Annotated in this window: 19 protein-coding genes; 14 read left to right on the top strand and 5 right to left on the bottom strand. The window is 66.6% G+C overall.

Going from position 1 to position 20,201, the window contains the following annotated elements; translation table 11 throughout:
• Nucleotides 1-328: 328 nt before the first annotated feature.
• Nucleotides 329-1,090 carry an SDR family NAD(P)-dependent oxidoreductase gene (locus tag ABIC17_RS04115; RefSeq protein WP_354279359.1) on the top strand — a complete coding sequence of 254 codons (762 nt, stop codon included), beginning with the start codon at nt 329-331 and terminating at the stop codon, nt 1,088-1,090.
• A 4-nt stretch (nt 1,091-1,094) separates the two neighbouring features.
• Here the strand turns inward: ABIC17_RS04115 and ABIC17_RS04110 are convergent, their stop codons facing one another.
• On the bottom strand, nt 1,095-1,709 hold the full coding sequence (locus tag ABIC17_RS04110) for an alpha-ketoglutarate-dependent dioxygenase AlkB (protein ID WP_354279358.1): 615 nt from the start codon (nt 1,707-1,709) through the stop codon (nt 1,095-1,097).
• 224 nt (nt 1,710-1,933) lie between these two features.
• On the opposite strand from ABIC17_RS04110, the gene ABIC17_RS04105 reads away from it, so the two are divergent.
• The 6 genes from ABIC17_RS04105 (at nt 1,934) to ABIC17_RS04080 (ending at nt 6,193) form a co-directional block, all read left to right on the top strand.
• The gene (locus tag ABIC17_RS04105; RefSeq protein ID WP_354279357.1) at nt 1,934-2,581 is read left to right on the top strand and encodes a murein L,D-transpeptidase catalytic domain family protein; all 648 of its coding nucleotides are present in this window, start codon (nt 1,934-1,936) and stop codon (nt 2,579-2,581) included.
• A gap of 102 nt (nt 2,582-2,683) precedes the next feature.
• Nucleotides 2,684-2,914 carry a hypothetical protein gene (locus tag ABIC17_RS04100; protein ID WP_354279356.1) on the top strand — a complete coding sequence of 77 codons (231 nt, stop codon included), beginning with the start codon at nt 2,684-2,686 and terminating at the stop codon, nt 2,912-2,914.
• 158 nt (nt 2,915-3,072) lie between these two features.
• Nucleotides 3,073-4,074 (top strand): polysaccharide deacetylase family protein, encoded by a 1,002-nt coding sequence (locus ABIC17_RS04095; protein ID WP_354279355.1) that lies wholly within the window; start codon nt 3,073-3,075, stop codon nt 4,072-4,074.
• A 57-nt stretch (nt 4,075-4,131) separates the two neighbouring features.
• The gene (locus ABIC17_RS04090; RefSeq protein ID WP_354279354.1) at nt 4,132-4,851 is read left to right on the top strand and encodes a glycoside hydrolase family 75 protein; all 720 of its coding nucleotides are present in this window, start codon (nt 4,132-4,134) and stop codon (nt 4,849-4,851) included.
• Between the two features lie 77 nt (nt 4,852-4,928).
• Complete coding sequence (locus ABIC17_RS04085) at nt 4,929-5,777, top strand: hydroxypyruvate isomerase family protein (RefSeq protein ID WP_354279353.1); 849 nt, start codon at nt 4,929-4,931, stop codon at nt 5,775-5,777.
• 17 nt (nt 5,778-5,794) lie between these two features.
• Entirely contained in the window at nt 5,795-6,193 is a 399-nt protein-coding gene (locus ABIC17_RS04080) for a Dabb family protein (RefSeq protein WP_354279352.1), read from the top strand.
• A gap of 298 nt (nt 6,194-6,491) precedes the next feature.
• On the opposite strand, the gene ABIC17_RS04075 is transcribed toward ABIC17_RS04080, so the two are convergent.
• The gene (locus tag ABIC17_RS04075) at nt 6,492-7,499 is read right to left on the bottom strand and encodes a zinc-dependent alcohol dehydrogenase family protein (RefSeq protein ID WP_354279351.1); all 1,008 of its coding nucleotides are present in this window, start codon (nt 7,497-7,499) and stop codon (nt 6,492-6,494) included.
• A 334-nt stretch (nt 7,500-7,833) separates the two neighbouring features.
• Between ABIC17_RS04075 and ABIC17_RS04070 the strand changes: the two genes are divergently transcribed.
• A complete protein-coding gene (locus ABIC17_RS04070) occupies nt 7,834-8,682 on the top strand; it encodes an oxidoreductase (RefSeq protein WP_354279350.1) in 849 nt (282 codons plus the stop codon).
• 52 nt (nt 8,683-8,734) lie between these two features.
• Here the strand turns inward: ABIC17_RS04070 and ABIC17_RS04065 are convergent, their stop codons facing one another.
• Complete coding sequence (locus tag ABIC17_RS04065) at nt 8,735-9,778, bottom strand: rod shape-determining protein (RefSeq protein ID WP_354279349.1); 1,044 nt, start codon at nt 9,776-9,778, stop codon at nt 8,735-8,737.
• A 322-nt stretch (nt 9,779-10,100) separates the two neighbouring features.
• On the opposite strand from ABIC17_RS04065, the gene ABIC17_RS04060 reads away from it, so the two are divergent.
• Both ABIC17_RS04060 and ABIC17_RS04055 read left to right on the top strand, forming a co-directional pair.
• On the top strand, nt 10,101-10,460 hold the full coding sequence (locus tag ABIC17_RS04060) for a hypothetical protein (protein WP_354279348.1): 360 nt from the start codon (nt 10,101-10,103) through the stop codon (nt 10,458-10,460).
• 50 nt (nt 10,461-10,510) lie between these two features.
• Complete coding sequence (locus ABIC17_RS04055) at nt 10,511-10,945, top strand: hypothetical protein (RefSeq protein WP_354279347.1); 435 nt, start codon at nt 10,511-10,513, stop codon at nt 10,943-10,945.
• A 16-nt stretch (nt 10,946-10,961) separates the two neighbouring features.
• On the opposite strand, the gene ABIC17_RS04050 is transcribed toward ABIC17_RS04055, so the two are convergent.
• Nucleotides 10,962-12,782, bottom strand: a complete 1,821-nt coding sequence (locus ABIC17_RS04050; protein ID WP_354279346.1) for a DUF885 domain-containing protein — start codon at nt 12,780-12,782, stop codon at nt 10,962-10,964.
• A gap of 77 nt (nt 12,783-12,859) precedes the next feature.
• On the bottom strand, nt 12,860-15,928 hold the full coding sequence (locus ABIC17_RS04045) for a TonB-dependent receptor plug domain-containing protein (protein WP_354279345.1): 3,069 nt from the start codon (nt 15,926-15,928) through the stop codon (nt 12,860-12,862).
• A gap of 203 nt (nt 15,929-16,131) precedes the next feature.
• On the opposite strand from ABIC17_RS04045, the gene ABIC17_RS04040 reads away from it, so the two are divergent.
• The 4 genes from ABIC17_RS04040 to nagA are packed head-to-tail and all read left to right on the top strand — an operon-like array spanning nt 16,132 to nt 20,172.
• Nucleotides 16,132-17,139 carry a glycosylasparaginase gene (locus ABIC17_RS04040; protein ID WP_354279344.1) on the top strand — a complete coding sequence of 336 codons (1,008 nt, stop codon included), beginning with the start codon at nt 16,132-16,134 and terminating at the stop codon, nt 17,137-17,139.
• Between the two features lie 44 nt (nt 17,140-17,183).
• Nucleotides 17,184-17,915 carry a copper homeostasis protein CutC gene (locus tag ABIC17_RS04035; RefSeq protein ID WP_354279343.1) on the top strand — a complete coding sequence of 244 codons (732 nt, stop codon included), beginning with the start codon at nt 17,184-17,186 and terminating at the stop codon, nt 17,913-17,915.
• A 50-nt stretch (nt 17,916-17,965) separates the two neighbouring features.
• On the top strand, nt 17,966-19,018 hold the full coding sequence (locus ABIC17_RS04030; RefSeq protein ID WP_354279342.1) for an SIS domain-containing protein: 1,053 nt from the start codon (nt 17,966-17,968) through the stop codon (nt 19,016-19,018).
• Complete coding sequence (gene nagA / locus ABIC17_RS04025) at nt 19,015-20,172, top strand: N-acetylglucosamine-6-phosphate deacetylase (protein WP_354279341.1); 1,158 nt, start codon at nt 19,015-19,017, stop codon at nt 20,170-20,172. The genes ABIC17_RS04030 and nagA overlap by 4 nt, the downstream gene beginning before the upstream one ends.
• Nucleotides 20,173-20,201: the final 29 nt, after the last annotated feature.

Below are 20,201 nucleotides of genomic sequence, written 5' to 3'. Positions count from 1 at the left end.
GCGTATCCACAAGTGGCTAGTAGCTGGCGAGCGGAGTTTCCCAAAGTTACGCAGCAATTGCCGCTGCGTATCAACGCTAGACTGAAGGGCAAGGCCGCAAGGACGTAGCTGGCCTTACACCATGGACGGGGGAGAGACGATTTCGTCCTCTCACCATGATGAGAGCGACCTTGCCTCCCGTCCTGCGGGTCAGTAGAGGCGGTATACCGACACGGTACATCCGGTGCCTTGGGGGGTAGACGAAGCCACGGTTTTCTGGGGGTTTCAGGCTCAACATGCCAGTCCGCCCCCGGGCACCATTCTTTTACAGCGCGAATGGACCCCATCCATGACCGAGACCAAGCGAACCGCCTTCATCACCGGCGGGACCGCCGGGATCGGCGCAGCAGCCGTCCATGCTTTCGCCGCCGCCGGATGGCGCGTCGTCACCACCGGGCGTCGCGCGGATCGTCTCGTCAAGCTGACCGAAGCGCTCGGCGCGGACACCGTCCACACGCTTGCCTTCGACATTCGCGACAGGGCCGCGCTGGAAAAAGCGATCGCCGGATTGCCCGCCGATTTCGCCGACATCGACCTGCTCATCAACAACGCCGGTCTCGCGCTCGGTACGTCGCCCGCCAACGAGGCGAAGCTCGACGACTGGCAGACGATGATCGACACCAACATCACCGCGCTGGTCACCGTGACGCGGCTGCTGCTGCCGAGGATCGTCGCGCGCAAGGGTGCGATCATCAACCTGTCGTCGGTTGCGGCGACCTACCCCTATGCCGGCGGCAACGTGTACGGCGGGACCAAGGCGTTCGTGCGCCAGTTCAGCCTGGGTCTCCGCGCCGACCTGCACGGCAAGGGCGTCCGCGTCACCTCGATCGAGCCGGGGATGGTCGAGACCGAATTCACCACCGTCCGCACCGGCGGGGATCAGGCCGCGTCGGACAAGCTGTACGGCGGCGTCAACCCGATGACCGCCGAGGATATCGCCGCCACCATGCTGTGGGTCGCCGAGCAGCCCAAGCATCTCAACATCAACACGCTCGAACTGATGCCGGTCAACCAGTCGTTCGCAGGCTTCGCGGTCGCACGCGAAAGCTGACGCGTTACGCAGGCCGGTTGCGCGCGTCGATCCGGCCACGCGCGGACAGGCTGCGGAAGGTCACCGACCAGCGCGTTTCCGCGATCGGGGCGATGCTATGCTCCCAGTCCCACCGCGCCGCGCCCGACAAATGGTAGATGGATCGCGGCGCCAGCGCTTGCGCCTCGCGACGATAGGTCGCACAGCCATCCCGTTCGCCATCGCGCAGCCGGAACCGCATCGTCGCGGGCGCCCCCAGCGACAGGCCGACGACATGCTCGAACGTCGGGCGGTCGCGATGCCAGCCGATCCCCGCCCCCGGATCGTAGCGAATCAGCAGGGCCTGGACGAGCGCCTCCGGCTCGAGCCTCGCAAACGCCGCCGCGCGCGCTCGGATCGGCAGGAGCATATCGGGCATCGGGTCGGTCGGGGTGAAGCTGCCTTGCTCGAAATCATAATGCCAGCCGAACGACGCGGTCAGGCGCTTGCCGGTCCATTGCTGGAAGCGGAACGGCGTCAGGTCCGCGGCATCGACCATTGCGATCAGCGCCTGTTCCTCACCCGCCGAGAGGAAAGCATCCGCCGCGGTCAGTCCGGGCGGGGATGATTCCCCGAAGAGGTCGATCTGTTGCGGGGTCATGAACACGATATAGGCACCCGCGACTCCGCTCCCAACACGCGCCTGGCCTGTCGATATGCAGATCGTCCGACCGGCTTTGCGACGAACCGCCCAGGAGTCGGGACGGAAACTGCCCCAAGGCGGGATCGAACCGCCCCGATTAAGACATTGCGCCCCATTTATATGGTAAAGCAACGCTATCAACGATGAGGGACAAGTTCCAAACCGTGCAAGATCAATCACTTATGCTATCACGCCGGGCTTTTGCCGGTTCCGCACTGGCCATGCTCGGCGCTTCGACGATCGTTCCGGCGCGCGCACAGGCCCCTGTTTTCGCCGGTCCGCCGACCCCGGCAACGATCCAGCCGCTCGCTTCGACTCGCGTCGTGCGTCCCGAATTACTGCGCCACGCGCTTGCCGCGTTGCAGCGCCACGGGTCGCGAATCCCGCACCATGACCGGATCGCGATCGCCGATTTCTCGCTCTCCTCGGCGCAGCCGCGCTTCTACCTGGTCGACATGGCGAACGGCATGGCGACGACACTGCTCGTCACCCACGGCAGCGGCAGCGACCCGTCGCACACCGGCTATCTCCAGCGCTTCTCGAACAGCGAAGGCTCGAACGCCTCGAGCGAGGGCGCGTTCGTCGCATCGGACTATTATGTCGGCAAGCATGGCCGGTCGCAGCGGCTGATCGGGTTGGACGGCACCAACTACAATGCGTTGCAGCGTGCGCTGGTGGTTCATTCGGCATGGTATGCCGACCCCGACATGGTCCGCACGCACGGCCAACTCGGTCGCAGCCAGGGCTGCTTCGCGGTCAGCGAAGGCGATCTCGACCAGGTCTTCGCCCGGCTCGGCCAGGGCCGGATGATCTACTCCGCCAAAGTCTGAGGCTACGCCAATCGCAGGCATGACAGGAAGTTCATGCCCGCGATGCTGCGCCGTCATGCGCCCGGGCGCAGGGATGGGATCCACCCGTTGTAAAGGGATCCCATGACCAAGCTTATCGCGCCCGCACTCGCCGTCTTCGCTCTGGCGACCAGCACCATCGCCCTCGATACCGCCGCATCGGCCAAGGGCTGCATCCGCGGCGCAGTCGCGGGCGGCGTCGCCGGCCATTACGCACACCACCACGCAATCGCCGGCGCGGCGGCCGGCTGCGCCCTTGCGCACCACCATTACGCAAAGAAGGCCAAGGCCGCCGCAGCGCAACCCGCACGGTAACAGCACGGCCCCTACCGTTTTCCGGCGAAAGCCTGAATCCAGGATTTCGCGCACCGTCAGATGGTGTTCTGCCGGACCCTGGGTTCCGGCTTCCGCCGGAAAACACCGGTTGCAACGCCGTCGCGCGCACCACGCCATCCATCCGAAAGCCCTTCGCGATGCCTGCAACAGTCCCCCGTGTCGGCACGGCACTGCGAATCCTCGCTGCCGCGCTGCTGGCCGTCACGACCGCCCCCGCCATCGCCGCGCCAGCGCCCGGGGGAACCGTGGCGCTGACGTTCGACGATCTTCCCGTGTTCGGCCAGAAGACATCCCCCGCCGACGGTGCCGCGATGACGACGCGGTTGCTCGCCGGGCTCGAGCGCCAGCATTACACCGCCACCGGCTTCGTCAACGAAGCCCAACTCGCCGGTCCCGATCACGCCCAGCGGCTCCGATTGCTGCAACAGTGGCTCGACGCCGGGATGGACCTTGGCAACCACAGCTATTCGCACCTGTCGCTCAACGCGGTCCCGGTCGAGACGTACATCGCCGACGTCGCGCGCGGCGCGCACGACACCGGCGCGCTGCTCGCCGCACGCGGACGGCGTGAGCGCTGGTATCGGTATCCCTATCTTGAGACCGGCAAGACGATCGCGGTCCGCCACCGTTTCGAGAGCTGGCTCGCCGAGCATGGCTATCGCGTCGCCCCCGTGACGATGGAGAGTGCCGACTGGCGCTTCGCCGCCCCCTATGACGATGCAGTCGCGCGCGGCGACCACGCCGAGGCGCAGCGCATCCAATCCGCCTACTTCACTTTCACCCGCCAGATCGTCGCCTGGTATCGTCAGGCGGGGCGCGAACTGCTCGGTCGCGAGCCGGCGTTCGTCTTCCTGCTCCACGCCAGCCATCTCAACGCCGCCAGCATCGACGATCTCGCCGCGATCCTCCACGACCAGCATCTGCGCGTCGTCCCGCTCGACACCGCGATGCGCGACCCCGCCTACCGGATTGCCGATACCTATGTCGGCCCGAACGGCACCGGCTGGCTCGATCGCTGGTCGCTGACCCTCCACCGTTCCCTCCCCTATGCGTCGCTCCCGACCGTGCCCAAGGCGATCATCGCCTATGACGCCCGGCTGGAAGGCGCGACCGATCCTCGAGCCGCAGCGACCTCCTGACCCATGAAGCTCATCCTTCCTTGCCTCGCCCTCCTGCTGGGGGCGGTGTTGGCACCCATGCCTGTCCAGGCGTCATCCCCATGGCCCGCGGGCGTCGCGCTCCCCGCGGGCGAACCGATCGACGAAGCCTATCGCCAGGAATTCGGCACATGCGACCGCGCCGACCGCTTCCACGGTCACAAGGTCCACGGCTGTCGCGACGATCCCAATGCGGTCACCGCGCTCCGCCGCCTGCCGGGCGGTGCGATCGCCTATGTCGCCAAACTCGCGGTCGATCTCGACGGATCGCCGTTCGCGTGCAGCCCGGCGCATGGCGCGATGGACCAATGCCCGACGTCGCTGATGCTCCCCGACGTCAAGGGCCGCGAGACGCCGGTCGATGCCGACAAGATCCCTTATGTCGTCATCCCGTGGGAAGGCCCGCGCGACGAACAGGGCCGCTTCACCCGGATGACCGGGGTCGACGTCGGCGATTTCGGCGTGGTGATCGCGCACGGGCGAACGATTCCGGTGATCGTCGCGGACACCGGCCCGTTCGAGAAACTCGGTGAAGGCTCGCTCGCACTCCACCGCGCGCTCGGCCGCGAACTGTGCGTCGCGCGGAACAGTACGGGCACGTGCCGCCGCGTGATCGAACGGATGGAGAGCATCGGCGGCGACGTCACCACCGTGCTGTTCCCCCACACCGCGCGCAAGGGCCTGACCCCCGCGACGATCGCGCAGGTCGTCCGGACCGAGGCGCTGCGGCACTGGCAGGCGTTGTCGAACCGGGGGTAATGCACCCCGTCCGAAACAATTTCCGTTTTTGTAGTACAACAGCTTGCCGTACCGCACTTCTCATTTAGGATGCGGGCATGATCACGCGGCGCACCCTCATCGGATCTTCCATCGCAACATGGGCGGCAGCGGGAATTCCCGCCCCGTCCTTCGCGGCCCCTGCTACCGGCAGGCTGAAGCAGTCGGTCAGCCGCTGGTGCTACCAGAAGATCCCGCTCGACACGCTGTGCCAAGCCGCGGTGAAGATGGGGCTGCAGGGGATCGATCTGCTCGAACCCGCCGATTATGAGACGCCCCGCAAATACGGCCTGCGCTGTACGATGGGCTATGCCGCCGCCCCGATGACGATCCCCAACGGCCTCAACCGCCGCGAAAACCACGCCGCGATCGAGCAGGCGTTCCGCGTCGGCATCCCGCAGGCGGCCAAGGCAGGCGTCCCCAACGTCATCGCCTTCTCGGGCAATCGCAAGGGCATGTCGGACGAGGAAGGGGCGGCCAACGCGGTCATCGGACTCAACCGCGTCAAGAAGATCGCCGAGGACAATGACGTCACGATCTGCATCGAACTGCTCAACAGCAAGCGCGACCATGCCGATTACATGGCCGATCATACCGCCTGGGGCGTCAAGGTCTGTAAGGAAGTCAACTCGCCGCGGGTCAAGCTGCTGTACGACATCTACCATATGCAGATCATGGAAGGCGACCTGATCGCCACGATCCGCGAGAACATCCAGTGGCTCGGCCATTTCCACACCGGCGGCGTGCCGGGGCGCCACAACCTCGACGGGTCGCAGGAAGTGAACTGGCGCGCGGTCGCGACGAGCGTCGCGGACCTTGGCTTCAAGGGCTATTTCGCCCACGAGTTCATGCCCGAGGGCGATCCGCTGACCGCTTTGGCGGCAGCGGTCAAGACATGTACGGTCTGAGATAACGGGGAAACAACGTGGATTTCGACCGACGACAAGCGCTTACCGGCATCGGACTTACTGCTGCGGTTGTGGCCGTCGCCGGACCCGCCAAGGCCGAAGGATCGGTCGGCGTGCGTCATCAGGTTTTCTTCTGGCTCAAGCGTGCCGGCAATACGGAAGACCGAGCCAAATTGGTGGCCGGCCTGAAAACGCTGGCCGCGATACCGCAAGTGCGCGAACTGCACGTCGGCGTGCCGGCCGGGACCGAACAGCGCGACGTGGTCGATTCCAGTTTCGACGTTTCGGAAGTGATGCTGTTCGACACCATCGCCGATCAGAAAGCCTATCAGGAGCATCCGACGCATCTTGCCTTCGTCAAGGCGTGCTCTTCGCTGTGGCGCAAGGTCGTAGTCTACGACACCGTGCCGGTCTGACCGACGTTCGATCGGACGCAAGGCCATCTCACTCCCCTCCCTGGAAGGGAGGGGTTGGGGGTGGGTTGGCCAGCGGCGAGCGCCACGCTCTCCCCATACGAACCCACCCCCGCCCCCTCCCTTGCAGGGAGGGGAGACGGCAGGGGCCGTTCCAGCGGCAGCAACGGGCAGCCCTGAAGCGTGCCGGCGGAGCCCGTCCCGTGCTCCAGTGCGGGGCAGCAAGATGCCAGGTAGCGGACCTCCACACCGGCTTCTCAGCCCACGACCACCCGCCCCCGCACATCCTCGCGCTACCCCCTCACCATTCCACACCGATCTTCCCGAAATGCCCCGCGCCAACCTCATAGCGGAAGGCGTCCGCAAGCTGCTCCAGCGGGAAGCGGCGGTCGACCACCGGGCGCACGCCGCTCGCGTCGAGCGCTCGGACGAACTCCTGCTGCTCGCGGCGGCTGCCGACGATCAGCCCCTGCAACCGCGCCTGCTTTGACATCAGCGCCGCAGTCGGCACCTCGCCCGCGCCGCCGGTCAGCACGCCGATCAGCGAGATGTGCCCGCCGACGCGAACCGCCGTGATCGACTGCGCGAGCGTCCCCGGCCCGCCGACCTCGACGACGTGATCCACCCCGCGCCCGCCGGTCCAGTCCAGAATCGCGCTGCCCCACTCTGGCGTATCGCGGTAATTGACGCAGTGGTCCGCGCCCAACGTCTTGGCGCGCGCCAGTTTCTCGTCGGACGAAGAGGTGATCGCGACCGTCGCGCCCATCATCTTGGCGATCTGCAACGCCCAGATCGACACGCCGCCCGTGCCGAGCAACAACACGGTGTCCCCCGCCTTGAGCTTGCCGTCGACCACCAGCGCGCGCCACGCGGTCAGCCCCGCAGTGGTAATAGTCGCCGCCTCGACCGCGTCATAGCCCTTGGGGGCGTGCGTGAAGGCGGTCGCGGGCAGCACCACCAGCTCGCGCGCGAAGCCGTCGATCCCGTCGCCCGGCGTACGGCTGAAGTCGCCGATCGTCGGCGTCCCGTCCTGCCAGTCCGGGAAGAAGCAGGAGACGACCATGTCCCCAACCGCATATTCGGTGACACCCTCGCCGACTGCCTCGACCAGCCCCGCACCATCGGCGAGCGGAATCCTGCCCGACGCCTCGCCCATCCGCCCGGTCACGACGCCGAGGTCATGGAAGTTGAGCGAGCTGCCATGTAGCGCCACCCGAATCTCGCCCGCGCCCGGCTGGCCCGGGTCGGCCGTTTCACCCAGCGCCAGCGTATCCAGCGTCATCGGATTGCCCACTGTGATCGTCCGCATCGTAATCTCCTGTTCGGGCCCACTGCCCGGTCTCGCGCGCTCAACGCCCGGCGGCGGCGACCGGCCCCGAAGAAGGATGGCGCGAAAAAGCCCCTCCCCTTTAGGGGAGGGGTTGAGGGTGGGGCAGTCCAGCAGAACAGGTCTCTCTGCGAGGCACTGCCCCACCCCAACCCCTCCCCTAAGGGGGAGGGGCTTAGAAGCGGCAACCCTTAGCGCGGCGGAACATCGGGCGATCGACGGCACGGGCGGATGCGGTGCCCGGTTAAAAAGCGATGAACTCCCCACCTGGTAAGCCGTTGTGCTGCAAACCCCTGACCCGGAAAGCGAAACGCGCATGGCCTTCTCTCCCTCCCCCGTCTGGCTCGTCACCGGTTGCTCGACCGGCTTCGGGCGCGATCTCGCGCAATTGATCATCGATCGCGGCTGGCGGCTGATCGCGACCGCGCGCGATGCCGACCGCGTCGCCGACCTCGCCGCAGCCGCCCCCGACCGAGTCCTCGCGCTCGCGCTCGACGTGACCGATCAGGCGCAGATCGAGAGCGTCGTCGCGGCAGCAGCCGAGAAGTTCGGGCGGATCGACGTGCTCGTCAACAATGCCGGCTATGGCTATCAGAGCACGATCGAGGAAGGCGTGGACGCCGAGATCCGCCAGCAGTTCGATGCGAACGTGTTCGGCCTGTTCGCGATGACGCGCGCGGTGCTGCCGCACATGCGCGCGCAGAAGAGCGGGCATATCATCAACATCACCTCGGTCGCCGGGCTCGTCGGATTCATGGGATCAGGCTATTATGCGGCGTCGAAGCACGCGGTCGAGGGCTTCTCGGATGCGTTGCTCGCCGAGGTCAAGCCGCTCGGGATCGACGTCACCTGTGTCGAGCCGGGGCCGTTCCGCACCGACTGGGCAGGCCGTTCGCTCCAGCAGACGCAAAGCACCATCGCCGATTATGCCGACACCGCTGCCAAGCGCCTTGCCGACACGCGCGGCGGGAGCGGCAAGCAGGCGGGCGACCCCGTCCGCGCGGGCGAAGCGATGATCGCGCTGACGGTCGATCCCAATCCACCGCGCCATCTGGTGCTCGGCAAATGGGGCTATGACGCGGTGACCGACAAGCTCCGCGCGCGTTCTGCCGAGATCGAGGCGCACCGTGACGCCAGCCTCGCCGCGGACTATCCGGACGCCTGATCGCATCTGCATCCCTGCCGGTCCGGACAGGACCGGCGGGATGTAGCGGCGCTCACGCCGTCGTCAGAACGCCCTGGAACACCTGGTCGTCGAGCGCCTGCCCCGCCCCCGTCGCGACGCAGGTCAGCGCGTTCTCGGCCACGATGACGGGCAATCCGGTTGCCTCCGACAGCACCGTGTCGAGCCCGGCGAGCAAGCTGCCGCCGCCCGTCATCACAATTCCGCGATCGAAGATGTCGGCGGCCAGTTCCGGCTCGGTCTTCTCCAGCGCGGACAGCACCGCCTCGATCACCTGCCCGACCAGATCGGCGAGCGCCTGCGCGATCTCCGCCTGGTTGACGGTGATCTCGCTCGGCACGCCGTTGAGCAGGTCGCGCCCGCGGACGCGCATTTCCTGGCCGACGCCATCCTCGGGGATCAGCGCGGTACCGATCGCGAACTTGATCTGCTCGGCGGTGGCTTCACCGATCATCAGATTGTGCTTGCGCCGGATGCTGGAGGCGATCGCATCGTCCATCCGGTCCCCGCCGACGCGCACCGACGTGCTGTACGCCAACCCGCGCAGCGACAGGATCGCGACTTCGGTCGTCCCGCCGCCGATATCGACCACCATCGCGCCGATCGGCTCGGCGACGGGCAAGCCCGCTCCGATCGCGGCCGCCATCGATTCCTCGATCAGGTGAACCTTGCGCGCGCCCGCGTTCATCGTCGCCTGGCGGATCGCGCGGCGTTCGACCGGGGTTGCACCGGAAGGGATGCAGATCACGATCTCGGGGCCGCGCGACAGCCAGTTGCGCCCGCCGTTCACCTTCTCGATGAAATGCTTGATCATCTGTTCGGCGACATCGATGTCCGCGATCACGCCGTCGCGCATCGGGCGGATCGTGCGGATCGCATCGGGAGTCTTGCCCAGCATCAGCTTGGCCTCGGCGCCGATCGCACGGACACGCTGCACCCCGTCCAGCGTCTCGAGCGCGACGACCGAAGGTTCGTTGAGGACGATTCCCTTCTCGCGCAGATATATGACGGTGTTCACGGTGCCGAGATCGATCGCCAGGTCGCTGGAGGAAGGTGACAACAAGCGAGACAGGCGCATGGGCATACAATCTTCAAAAGTCGGGAAGTACAGGCCCCCCGGGGCGAACGGAATGCCTCTGGCCGTGGTCTTCCGCAATCGAGCGGTCAAGCCCGTCTGCGTCAAAACGACCGGTGATGACGCTCCGACGCCATGACCCGAGCACTGGCCGGGACAGACACCATGCTTCGACCACCGCCGCCTTTCATGCGGACGGGCGATCGCAATGCCGGACATCCGGCACGGTACGCCAAGTCTTGGGAGCGAATGCGACCCGCAATTAGCTCCAAACCATCAGGAAACTTGGAATTCAGGTGTGTTAGCATATTGGCACACTAATCGCATGGCGAAGGGGCGCGCCGAACAGGTCGGCGCTTTGATCGCCTGGAGTTTCGTCATGCCCCTGCTGTTTTTCATCGCGATCGCAAGCCTTGCGAGTGCACCACCGCCGCACGCTACCCCCTCCGGCGCCACGCCGTCCGCCATGATGCGGGATCTGCCCACGATCACCGATACCTACCGCGCGCGCTACCAGGCGCGCGGCAATGTCTATTGCATCCGGATCTTCGCGGATCCCGCACCGGCCGAGCCCTACCCGCGCGTCTCCGGCGATACGTGCCAGTCCCGCGCGAAATGGGCGAAGGAGGGTCTCACCATCCGCGATCCCCGGCGCGATGCGGTAGATACGGAAGCAAAGTCTTAAACTTGCCCGCATATCAACCGGCTGCCGCATCCAGCCTGGAAGACAGAGCCGTGCCCCGCCCGCTATCGATCACCGTGTTCGCCCTGATGTTCGGCTTTGCGGTAATCGTGTCGGGCGTCCTCGCGCTTTATGCCGGACGGACGCCGGATTTCGGCTTTCCGATCGCGCCCGAGGCCGCCGCGACGCTGGCGATGCGGATCAAGGCGATCCGCTTCATCGGGATCGCCTTCGCCGTGTCGATGATGCTGCTGGTGGTGTTCGGCAATTCCCCCGCCGCGCGCAACACGCTCGGCTTGCGGTGGATCCTCGGGCTCGGCACCAGCGTCGCCTTCCTGCGCGGCATCGGTGCGATCGCGCCGATGGGGGACGGCGACGTCGCCGCGATCGCGCTGTCGATCATTCAGCTTGGCGTCGAGGGGCTCGCCATCCTCCTCCTCTACGGCGACGATGCGGCCCCCTGGTTCGATCGCTACCGGAACCGCTGAACCGGCAGGACGGCGGCTACCCCTTCGCCGCCTGGATATACCGGCTGACATTCTGCGCGAGCACGTCGAGCGGAACGTTCCCGCCATCAACCACCGCCTGATCGAAGTCGCGCAAGTCGAACCGTCCGCCGAGCGCCGCCTTGGCACGATCGCGTTGCGCGACGATCTCGGTCCGGCCGAGCATGTAGCCGCACGCCTGCCCCGGCCACGCACAATAGCGCTCGACCTCGCTGACCGCGTTGCTGCGCGGCAATCCGGTCGCCGCGATGAATTCGGCGAGCGCCTGGTCGCGCGTCCAGCCCATCGCGTGGATCCCCGTGTCGAGCACCAGCCGCACCGCGCGCCACGACAACCCCATCAGATACCCCAGCCGCCCTGCCGGATCGTCCCGATACATCCCTAGCTCGTCGGCGAGCGTTTCGGCATAGAGCGCCCAGCCTTCGGTATAGGCGTTGAACGCGAGGATCGAGCGGATCAGCGGCAGCTTCTGCGCATATTCCCCCTGCCAGACATGGCCGGGGATCCCCTCGTGGAACACCAGATCGGGGATGGTGACCTTGTTGTGGATCGTCGGATCGCCGAGGTTCACCCAGACTTTCCCCGGGATCGACCCGTCGAGCGACCCCGGCCCGCCGTAAGCCGCGGGTGCGCCGGGTTCCTCCGCCAGCGGCATCCGCCGGATCTCGAGGTTCCCCTTGACCAGCGACCGGAACGCCTGCGGCAGACGCGGACGGATCGCGTCGATCTTGCCCTGCATGTACGCGACGATCTGCGCGCGCCCGGCGTTATCGTTCGAGAACGCGATGTCGGGTCGTTTCTGCAACTCCGCCGAGCGTTCCGCGACCGAGCCCTGCGTCAGACCGAAGTCCTTGAGGATCACGTCCATCTGCGCATGAAGCTCAATCAGCTGCGCCCGCCCGAGCGCATGGATATCGGCGGGCGTGCGCCGCGTCGTCGTGCCGGCGCGCAGTCCCCAAGCATACCACTCCGGGCCATGCGGCCGCGTGCCCAGCCCCGCGGCATCGGTCGCCACAGCACGCTGCGCGCGGATTTCGGCCAACTGGCGGTCGAGCGCCGGACCGATCGCTTCCCGCGCGATCGCGCTGGCGCGCGCAACCCAATCGCCCGGGATCGCACCGCTCTTGCGCGCGAGCGGGCCGATCAGCGGGCCGTCGGCGGCATCCACCGTCGCGCGCGTGCGGGTCAGCCCTGCGATCGTCTTGTCGAGCAGGAACGACGGCGGGACCAGTCCCTTGCCGCGCGCCGCCCGGATCCGGACCGTCTCGCCGTCCAGTTGCGCGGGCATCGCCGCGAGCCGCGCAAGATACGCCTCCGCATCGGCGGCGGTCCGCACCGGCTGATTCCCGTCGAGCAGTTGCGGTACGTCGAGCCAGCTGCCGACATTCTGGATCACGCCGTACGGCGTATTGCGCCAGTTGCCGATCGTGGCGACGCCGTAAGGCAGCGCCATCCCGTCGAGCGCGGTACGAAACGCGCTTTCGGTGACCGCAAGGCTCGTCAGGAGCGAGGCGTCGAGCCCCTGCCGCGACACCCGCGCCAGATCGCGCAGCGCATCCGACAGGAATCGCTGGCGCGCCGCGACGCCATCCGGGGAACGATCATCCAGGCGCCTGCGCAATCCCGCATGCGCGCCGGTGTCGACGCCAAGGCTGGTCGCCTGCGCCGGATCGATTTCGAGCAAACCCCACGCCAACCGATCGAGCAAAGCCGCTGCGGTGGGCGCAGCGGTCGCCCCGATCGCAGGCGCAGCGGCAAGCGCCGCGCCTCCGGCGAATGTGGCAAGCGTATCGCGGCGAGAAAACATGGGCGTGGTCATTCCCGACAGATGCCGGTTGCAACCCCGCAGGTCAAACCACCGACGACGCCCTTAGGCGCCGTCGGTGTCCGGCGTCATCAGAAGTTGGCGGTGAAGCCAATCGCGATGTTGCGGCCCAGGCTGTCATAGCGTGCCGGGATCGTGTTGCTGCGCGCGAGGCTGATGTTGTACGAGTTCGGCAGGATCGGCGGTGCCTTGTCGAGCAGGTTGTTCGAGATCAGCCGCAGGCTGTAGCGCTTCGCGATGTTGAAGGTCAGCGCGAGATCGAAGTAGCTGACCGGCGCGATCCGCGCGAAGGTCGTCTGCGCACGATCCGGCGTGCCGCCGATCGCGGCATCCCCCGAATTGTTCGCATTGGTCAGCGAGCCCACGTAGCGCCAGTTGAACGATGCGTTGAACAGCTGGTTACGCGTCACATAGGTCGTGCGCAGCGTATGGCTCCACTCGGGCAGCAACTGCCCGCACCCGTTGCCGAAATACCCGGCGCAATTACGCTGCGGCTGGACCGGCGAATCCTGACCACCGGCAAAGGTCGTCAGCGAGCCGTTGAAGCTGAAATCCAGCCGCCCGACGGTGCCGAGGCCAAGCGCATATTGCGACTGGAAGTCCCAACCGCGCGCGATCGACGTGTAATAGTTGGTCGTGCCCGCGCGGATGAAGCCGCTCGTCGCGTTCGAGTTGAGCGGCGCATACAGCGTGCCGTTGGCGGCGCGGACGATCCCCGAGCAGAAGAACGGGTCGCCGTTCGAGCGAAGGCAGCCATCGGTATAATAACTGTCGTCATTATAGCCGAGCGAGTTGTTGATCTTGATCCGATACCGATCGACCGAGAAGACCAGCCCCTTCACGAAGCGCGGCTTGAGGATGATCCCGTAGGTCTGGGTATAGGCCGTCTCGGGGTCCGCGGTGAACCCGCCCGAGCGCACCGTGCACTGGCTGTCCGGGCACAGCAGCAACGCGCTGCCATATTGTGCGTCGCTCAGACCCGTCGCGCGACACACTTCGCGTGAGGCAAGCGGCGCGGTCGTGGTGATCGTCCGCCCAGGATTGTTGGGATCGGAAACCTGCCGTGCGACCGGCGCGCAGAAGTCGTTCTGCGATCCGCCCTGGCGCGAATAGCTGATGTTGCTCGCCTGGAACGCCTCGACCACGGTCGGCGCACGCTGCGCCTTGTTGAACGATGCGCGCAGAACGATGTCGCGCACCGGCGAGTACAGCCCCTCGCCCTTCCACGTCGTGAACGTGTCCGGGTTGATGTTGTACTTGGACAAGCGCAGGCCGCCGTTAACCTGGATGAGTTCGGCGAACGGCTTGTGCTGGACGAGCGGGGCCTGGACCTCGACGTTGCCTTCCCAGACATGCTGGCTGCGATCGGAATCGGTCCCGCCGTAATCCGCGCGGAACGCGGCATTGGCGACCGAGAACTGCCGGTCTTCGCGATATTCGACACCCGCGGCGAAGGCGAGGCCGTCCTCGGCGAACGGCGACGCGATGCCGTATTTGCCGAGGTCACCCGTCACGTTCGCCTGCAGGTCGTACAGGATGCCGACGGTCCGCTGCTTCTCGGGATCGACGCCGCCGTAGATATAGTCGACCAGCGACTGGTTGCTGTTCCCGGCGCTGAACGCATCGAACGGAACGCATGCGGGATCGGTGCCGTTGACGGTCGCGGTGCAGGTCGGCGTGCCGTTGACGTTGACGACGTTGAGCGCGTTGTTGATCCGGCCGAAGTTCGGCAGCGTTGCGGGCATCCAGTCCTGCTGGTTGCGCGCATAGACGCCACCGACGTCATAGGTCCACGCTTCGCCGATCTTGCCGCGGACACCGCCGGTCGCCCGGATGCCGGTGTTGACGTAGGTATCGAGCAGATACGGCGCGTTGTCGAAGCGATAGCGGACGTCGATCGGCGCAGTCGCGCCGGTGCCAGCCGCCGCACCGCAGATCGCGGTCGCTTGCGATGCCGACAGGAACGGGTTGTTGCAATTCACCTGATAGGGCGTGGAGCCGTAATTGCTGAACGCGAAGACGCGGGTCGGGACGCGGTTGGTCGACTTGTCGCGGAACCACAAGGCCGAGCCGTAAAGCTCGACTTCAGGCGAAATCTTGAACGAGGTGAACCCGCCCGCATTCACGCGCTCGAACGCGCGCTGATAGGAATAGCCGTCATACGGGTTGGCGGCATTGCCAGCACCGACGCCATAGGGAACGAACGTACGACCGCCCGCCGGGTTGTTGACGAAGCCCTTGCCGCTGTTCACGCCGGACTGCGGCGCGATGTAGCCGCTGGGCGAATAGGTCGAGAGCGTGCAGCTGAGCGGACCGTCCTTCTCGCTCTGGAGCAACTGGCACGCCGAGGTCGAGCGCGAGGCGTATTCGACCAGATCGGCATGCTTGTAATTGACGAAGCCCGAGACCTTGAACCGGTCGTCGAACAGCGACGTACCCGCGGTCAGCGTGATGTCCGCGCGACCGCCGTCGTTGACCAGCCCGGTGTTGATCGGGAAGCCGTTGGCCTGCGCCGTCTGCGTGACGACGTTGGCGCGGTTCTGGTGGTTGTAGAAGTTATAGTTGCCGTCGATCCGCACGCCCTTGAAGTCGGGCTTGATCACGAAGTTGACGACACCCGCGACGGCATCGGACCCGTACACCGAAGATGCACCACCGGTCAGCACGTCGACCCGTTCGATCAGCGATACCGGAACGATACCAGCATCCTGTCCATTTTGCGTGCCGAGGCGCTTGCCGTCGATCAGCACCAGCGTGCGCTCGAACCCGAGACTGCGCAGCTTGATCCGCTGGCGACCGTCCGAGTCCTGGTAATTCTGCTGGCTGTCCGGCGCGATCTGCGGGAGGCGGTTGAGCACTTCCTCGATATTAGTCGGCGACTGCGCCTTGATATCCTGCGCGGTCACCGAGGTGATCGGCGCGGCGGAGGCGATGTTCGGGCGCGTGATCCGCGTGCCCGTGACCATGATGTCGCCATCGCCTGTGGTCGAAACAGGCTGACCGGAAAGGACATTTGCCTTGGTGGCGGTCGAGACGTCGGGATCCGTCGCAGGCTCAGCCGCAGCGGTTGTTGCGGTACCCACGGCAGGGTCGACTTGCTGCGCCCAGGCCGGAGCAGCACACCCAAGGGCGGCACTCATGGCAGTCAGCGAAACGGCATAACGAAACGACATAGATTTCCCCCAAATCAGACCGCCTCGCCCCTGCGAGACCGGATCCCCACTAAAGGTTCCGTCCAATCGTGAATTTGGTCAATACCTATACGATACCGCTACCATCCTTTTTTTGACATTTCGTTACAGTGTGGCATGATTACACCATTCGAATGGTACCGGGGGAATCCATGACAAGTCGACGTACCTTGCTCACCGCGACGACCGGCGCGATCGGCGCGCTGGTCGCGACCAAGGGACTTGCAGCCGCAACGCCCGCGACGTCCGGGGACGCGCTGATCCTGTCGACCTGGGATTTCGGCGCAGCGGCCAACGACGCCGCCTTCGCCAGACTCGCCAAGGGCGGATCGTTGCTCGATGCGGTCGAGGCGGGTGCGATGGTCCCCGAGGCGGACCCCAACAACCATTCGGTCGGCTATAGCGGCTATCCCGATCGCGACGGTCACGTGACGCTCGATGCGGTGATCATGGACGACGCCGGCAACGTCGGTGCGGTCGCAGCACTCGAAAACACGATGCACGCGATTTCAGTCGCGCGGCGCGTGATGGAAAAGACCCCGCACACGCTGCTGGTCGGCGAAGGCGCGACGCGGTTCGCGCAGGCCGAGGGGTTCCCGCAACAATCGCTGCTGACCCCGGAAGCCGAGAAGGCGTGGCGCGACTGGCTCAAGACCGCGAACTATAGCCCGCAAGCCAATAGCGAGAACCGCATCACGCCGACACCCGGCGGCGCGCTCGACCATGATACGATCGGTTTGCTCGCACGCGATCGCAGCGGACGGCTCGCGGGGGCCTGCACGACGTCGGGCATGGCGTTCAAGATGCGCGGTCGCGTCGGCGACTCCCCGCAGGTCGGCAGCGGCCTGTATGTCGAGGCCGGCGTCGGTGGCGCCACCTCGACCGGGCTTGGCGAGGAAGTGACGCGGATCGCGGGGACCGCGCGCGTCGTCGCGTCGATCCGCGCGGGCAAGTCCCCGCAAGCCGCCTGCGAAGAAGCAGTGCGGCACATCGCGCATCTGCGCGGGGACAAGATCCGTGGCGTTCAGGTCGGCTTCCTCGCGCTCGATCCGCGCGGCAACATCGGCGCGTTCTGCCTGTTGCCGGGCTTTACCTATGCAGTGACCGACACGGCGGGGCGCACCGTGGTCCACAAGGGAGCATCACTATTCAAGGCCTGAGCGCTCCCGCCGACTTTACGCGCCGCGCCGGTGCCGCGCTCGAGGTGTGTGTCGAATCCGTCGCCGGGTTGCACGCAGCGGTCGAGGGCGGCGCGGACCGGATCGAACTGTGCGCGGCGCTGTCGGTCGGCGGGCTGACCCCGCCCGCGTCGCTAATCCGTGCCGCCGCCGCCGCACCGCTCCCGGTGCACCTGCTTGCCCGGCCGAGTGCAGGCGGGTTCGTCTATAATGCGGCCGAACAGGCGCTGATCGCGGACGATATCCGAACCGCAGCCGAAGCGGGGCTCGCCGGCGTGGTGATCGGCGCAAGCACCGAGCGCCGCACGCTCGACATGGCACTGCTCGCGCGCTGGATCGCGCTTGCACGCACCCTCGGCGATGCGCGTGGGAAACCCTTGTCGCTCACCCTGCATCGCGCCTTCGATCTGGTCCCCAATCCGATCGACGCGCTCGAGGCGAGCATCGCGCTCGGGTTCGACCGGATCCTGACATCGGGCTGCACCCCGCGCGCGATCGACGGCGCGGCCACGCTCGCGATGCTCCATGCCCGTGCCGACGGCCGGATCATCATCCTGGCCGGGAGCGGGGTCAATGCGGTAACGGCCCCCGATATCCTCGCCACCGGGGTCCGCGAGCTTCATGCCTCGTGCCGAAGCGTTCGCCCCGTGGACGAAGCGTCGCCCGAGCGGCGCTTCGGGTTCGTCGGGCCAGACACCGGGATGACCGATCCGATCCGCGTGAACGACCTGGCGCGCATCACCCATTTGACCGCTTGAGTAGTACCAATATGTGACCTAGAACGGTCGGATATTGAATGGACGGGCCAATGCACGACACCAATCCAGATAAAACAACGCTGATGTTTCAGGAGGCGGCAGAGGCGAATGCCGCGGTCGAGCGCATGCTCGCGGCGAATGCTGCGGCGTTCGTGCAGCTTGGCGAGACGCTGCGGGCGTCGCCACCCTCGGTCGTCGTCACCTGCGCCCGCGGCTCGTCCGATCATGCGGCGACCTATGCCAAATATCTGATCGAAACGCGGATCGGCATCCTGGTCGCGTCCGCCGCGCCGTCGGTTGCCTCGGTCTATGCCGCGCCCGTCGCGCCCGGCAACGCGCTGTGCATCGCGATCTCGCAAAGCGGGCGCAGCCCCGACCTGCTCGCCACGGTCACCGCGCAGAAGACAGCGGGTGCGCATGTCGTCGCGATCGTCAACGACACCACATCCCCGCTCGCCGAGATGGCGGACACGCTGATCGCGCTTTCGGCCGGGGTCGAACGCTCGGTCGCCGCGACCAAGTCCTACATCACGTCGCTCGCCGCCATCGCGGCGCTGGTCGCGGAATGGTCGCAGGACGAATCGCTCGGCACCGCGGTCGCGGCCCTGCCCGCATTGCTCCGTCGATCCTGGGCGTTCGACTGGCAGCCGGTCGGTACCGCGTTGCAGAACGCGAACAACCTGTTCGTCATCGGCCGCGGGCTCGGCCTCGCCGTGGCGCAGGAGGCCGCGCTCAAGCTCAAGGAAACCTGCGGGCTCCATGCCGAGGCGTTCAGTTCGGCGGAAGTCCGGCACGGTCCGATGGCGATCGTCGGTGACGGCTTCCCGATCATCGCCTTCGCAACCTCCGACACTGTCGGCGACGACGTACGCGCGGTCGCCGCGGAATTCGCCGCGCGCGGTGCCCATGTCTGCCTCGCCGATGCCGCGGCTGACGGTGCGACCGCTTCCGCCACCGCAGTCCCTGCGGCAAAGGCGGATCCAGCGATCGAGCCGATCCTGATGATCCAGAGTTTCTACCGCATGGCGGATGCCCTATCGCGGGCGCGTGGCTACGATCCCGACGCACCGAGCCACCTCAGCAAGGTAACCCGCACATTATGACTTCGCTCAGCTTCGTGAACGGCCATATCGTCACCGCGCACGGCGTGCAGCCGGCGGTGACGATCGACGTCGAGAACGGCGGCATCGTTTCGCTCGACGGTCGCGCCGGCGCGAATGCGGTCGATCTCGATGGCGGCTGGCTGATGCCGGGGTTCGTCGACACGCAGGTCAACGGCGGCGGCGGCGTGCTGTTCAACGACGAACTGACCGTCGCGGGCATCGCCGCGATCGGCGACGCGCATCGTCCCTATGGCACGACCAGCTATCTCCCCACGCTGATCAGCGATTCGACCGATGCGATCGCCCGCGCGCTCGATGCCACCGATGCCGCGATCGCGGCGGGCGTGCCGGGCGTGGTCGGCGCGCATATCGAAGGCCCGGTCATCAACGTCGCGCGCAAGGGCATCCACGACCCCAGGCATTTCGGAACGCTCGACGACGCGCTGATGGAGGTGCTGCTCAAGCCGCGCCGCGGCCGCGTGATGGTGACGCTCGCCCCCGAAGTCGCCGCGCTAGACCGGATCTCGGCGCTCGCACGCGCGGGCGTGCTGGTCAGCCTCGGGCATAGCGACGCGACCTATGCGCAGGCGCGCGATGGCTTCGCCGCCGGGATCACCGGCGTCACGCATCTGTTCAACGCGATGTCGCCGCTGGTGCACCGCGCGCCCGGCGTGGTCGGCGCGGCGCTCGACGACCAGCACGTCTATTGCGGGCTGATCGTCGACGGCTTCCATGTCGACGATGCGGTGCTTCGTGTCGCACTGCGCGCGCGTCCGCTCGATCGGATGATGCTGGTGTCGGATGCGATGCCCTGCGTAAACGCGGCGGTGAAGGATTTCGTGCTCCAGGGCCGTCAGATCCTCGTCGAGGGCGGTCGCTGCGTCGGCACCGACGGGACACTGGCAGGCTCCGATCTCGACATGGCGCGTGCGGTCCGTAACACCGTCGCACAGCTCGGCGTTGCGCCGGAGCAAGCGGCGGCAATGGCGGCGACCAATCCGGCTGCCTTCCTTGGCCTGTCGCAAACGCACGGCAGTCTCGCCGTCGGGCAACGCGCGGACTGGGTCGTGCTGGACGCGGGCTTCCACCCGGTATCCACGACGATCGGCGGCACCCGGAGCGAAGGCACGCGGCACGACGCCGGTCCAGCCTGAACGCACGACCGCCCCTACCCACCCCTATT

It is taken from the genome of Sphingomonas sp. PvP056, assembly GCF_040549155.1.
Classification (GTDB): Bacteria; Pseudomonadota; Alphaproteobacteria; order Sphingomonadales; family Sphingomonadaceae; genus Sphingomonas.
This window is presented reverse-complemented; position numbering and strand designations above follow the sequence as displayed.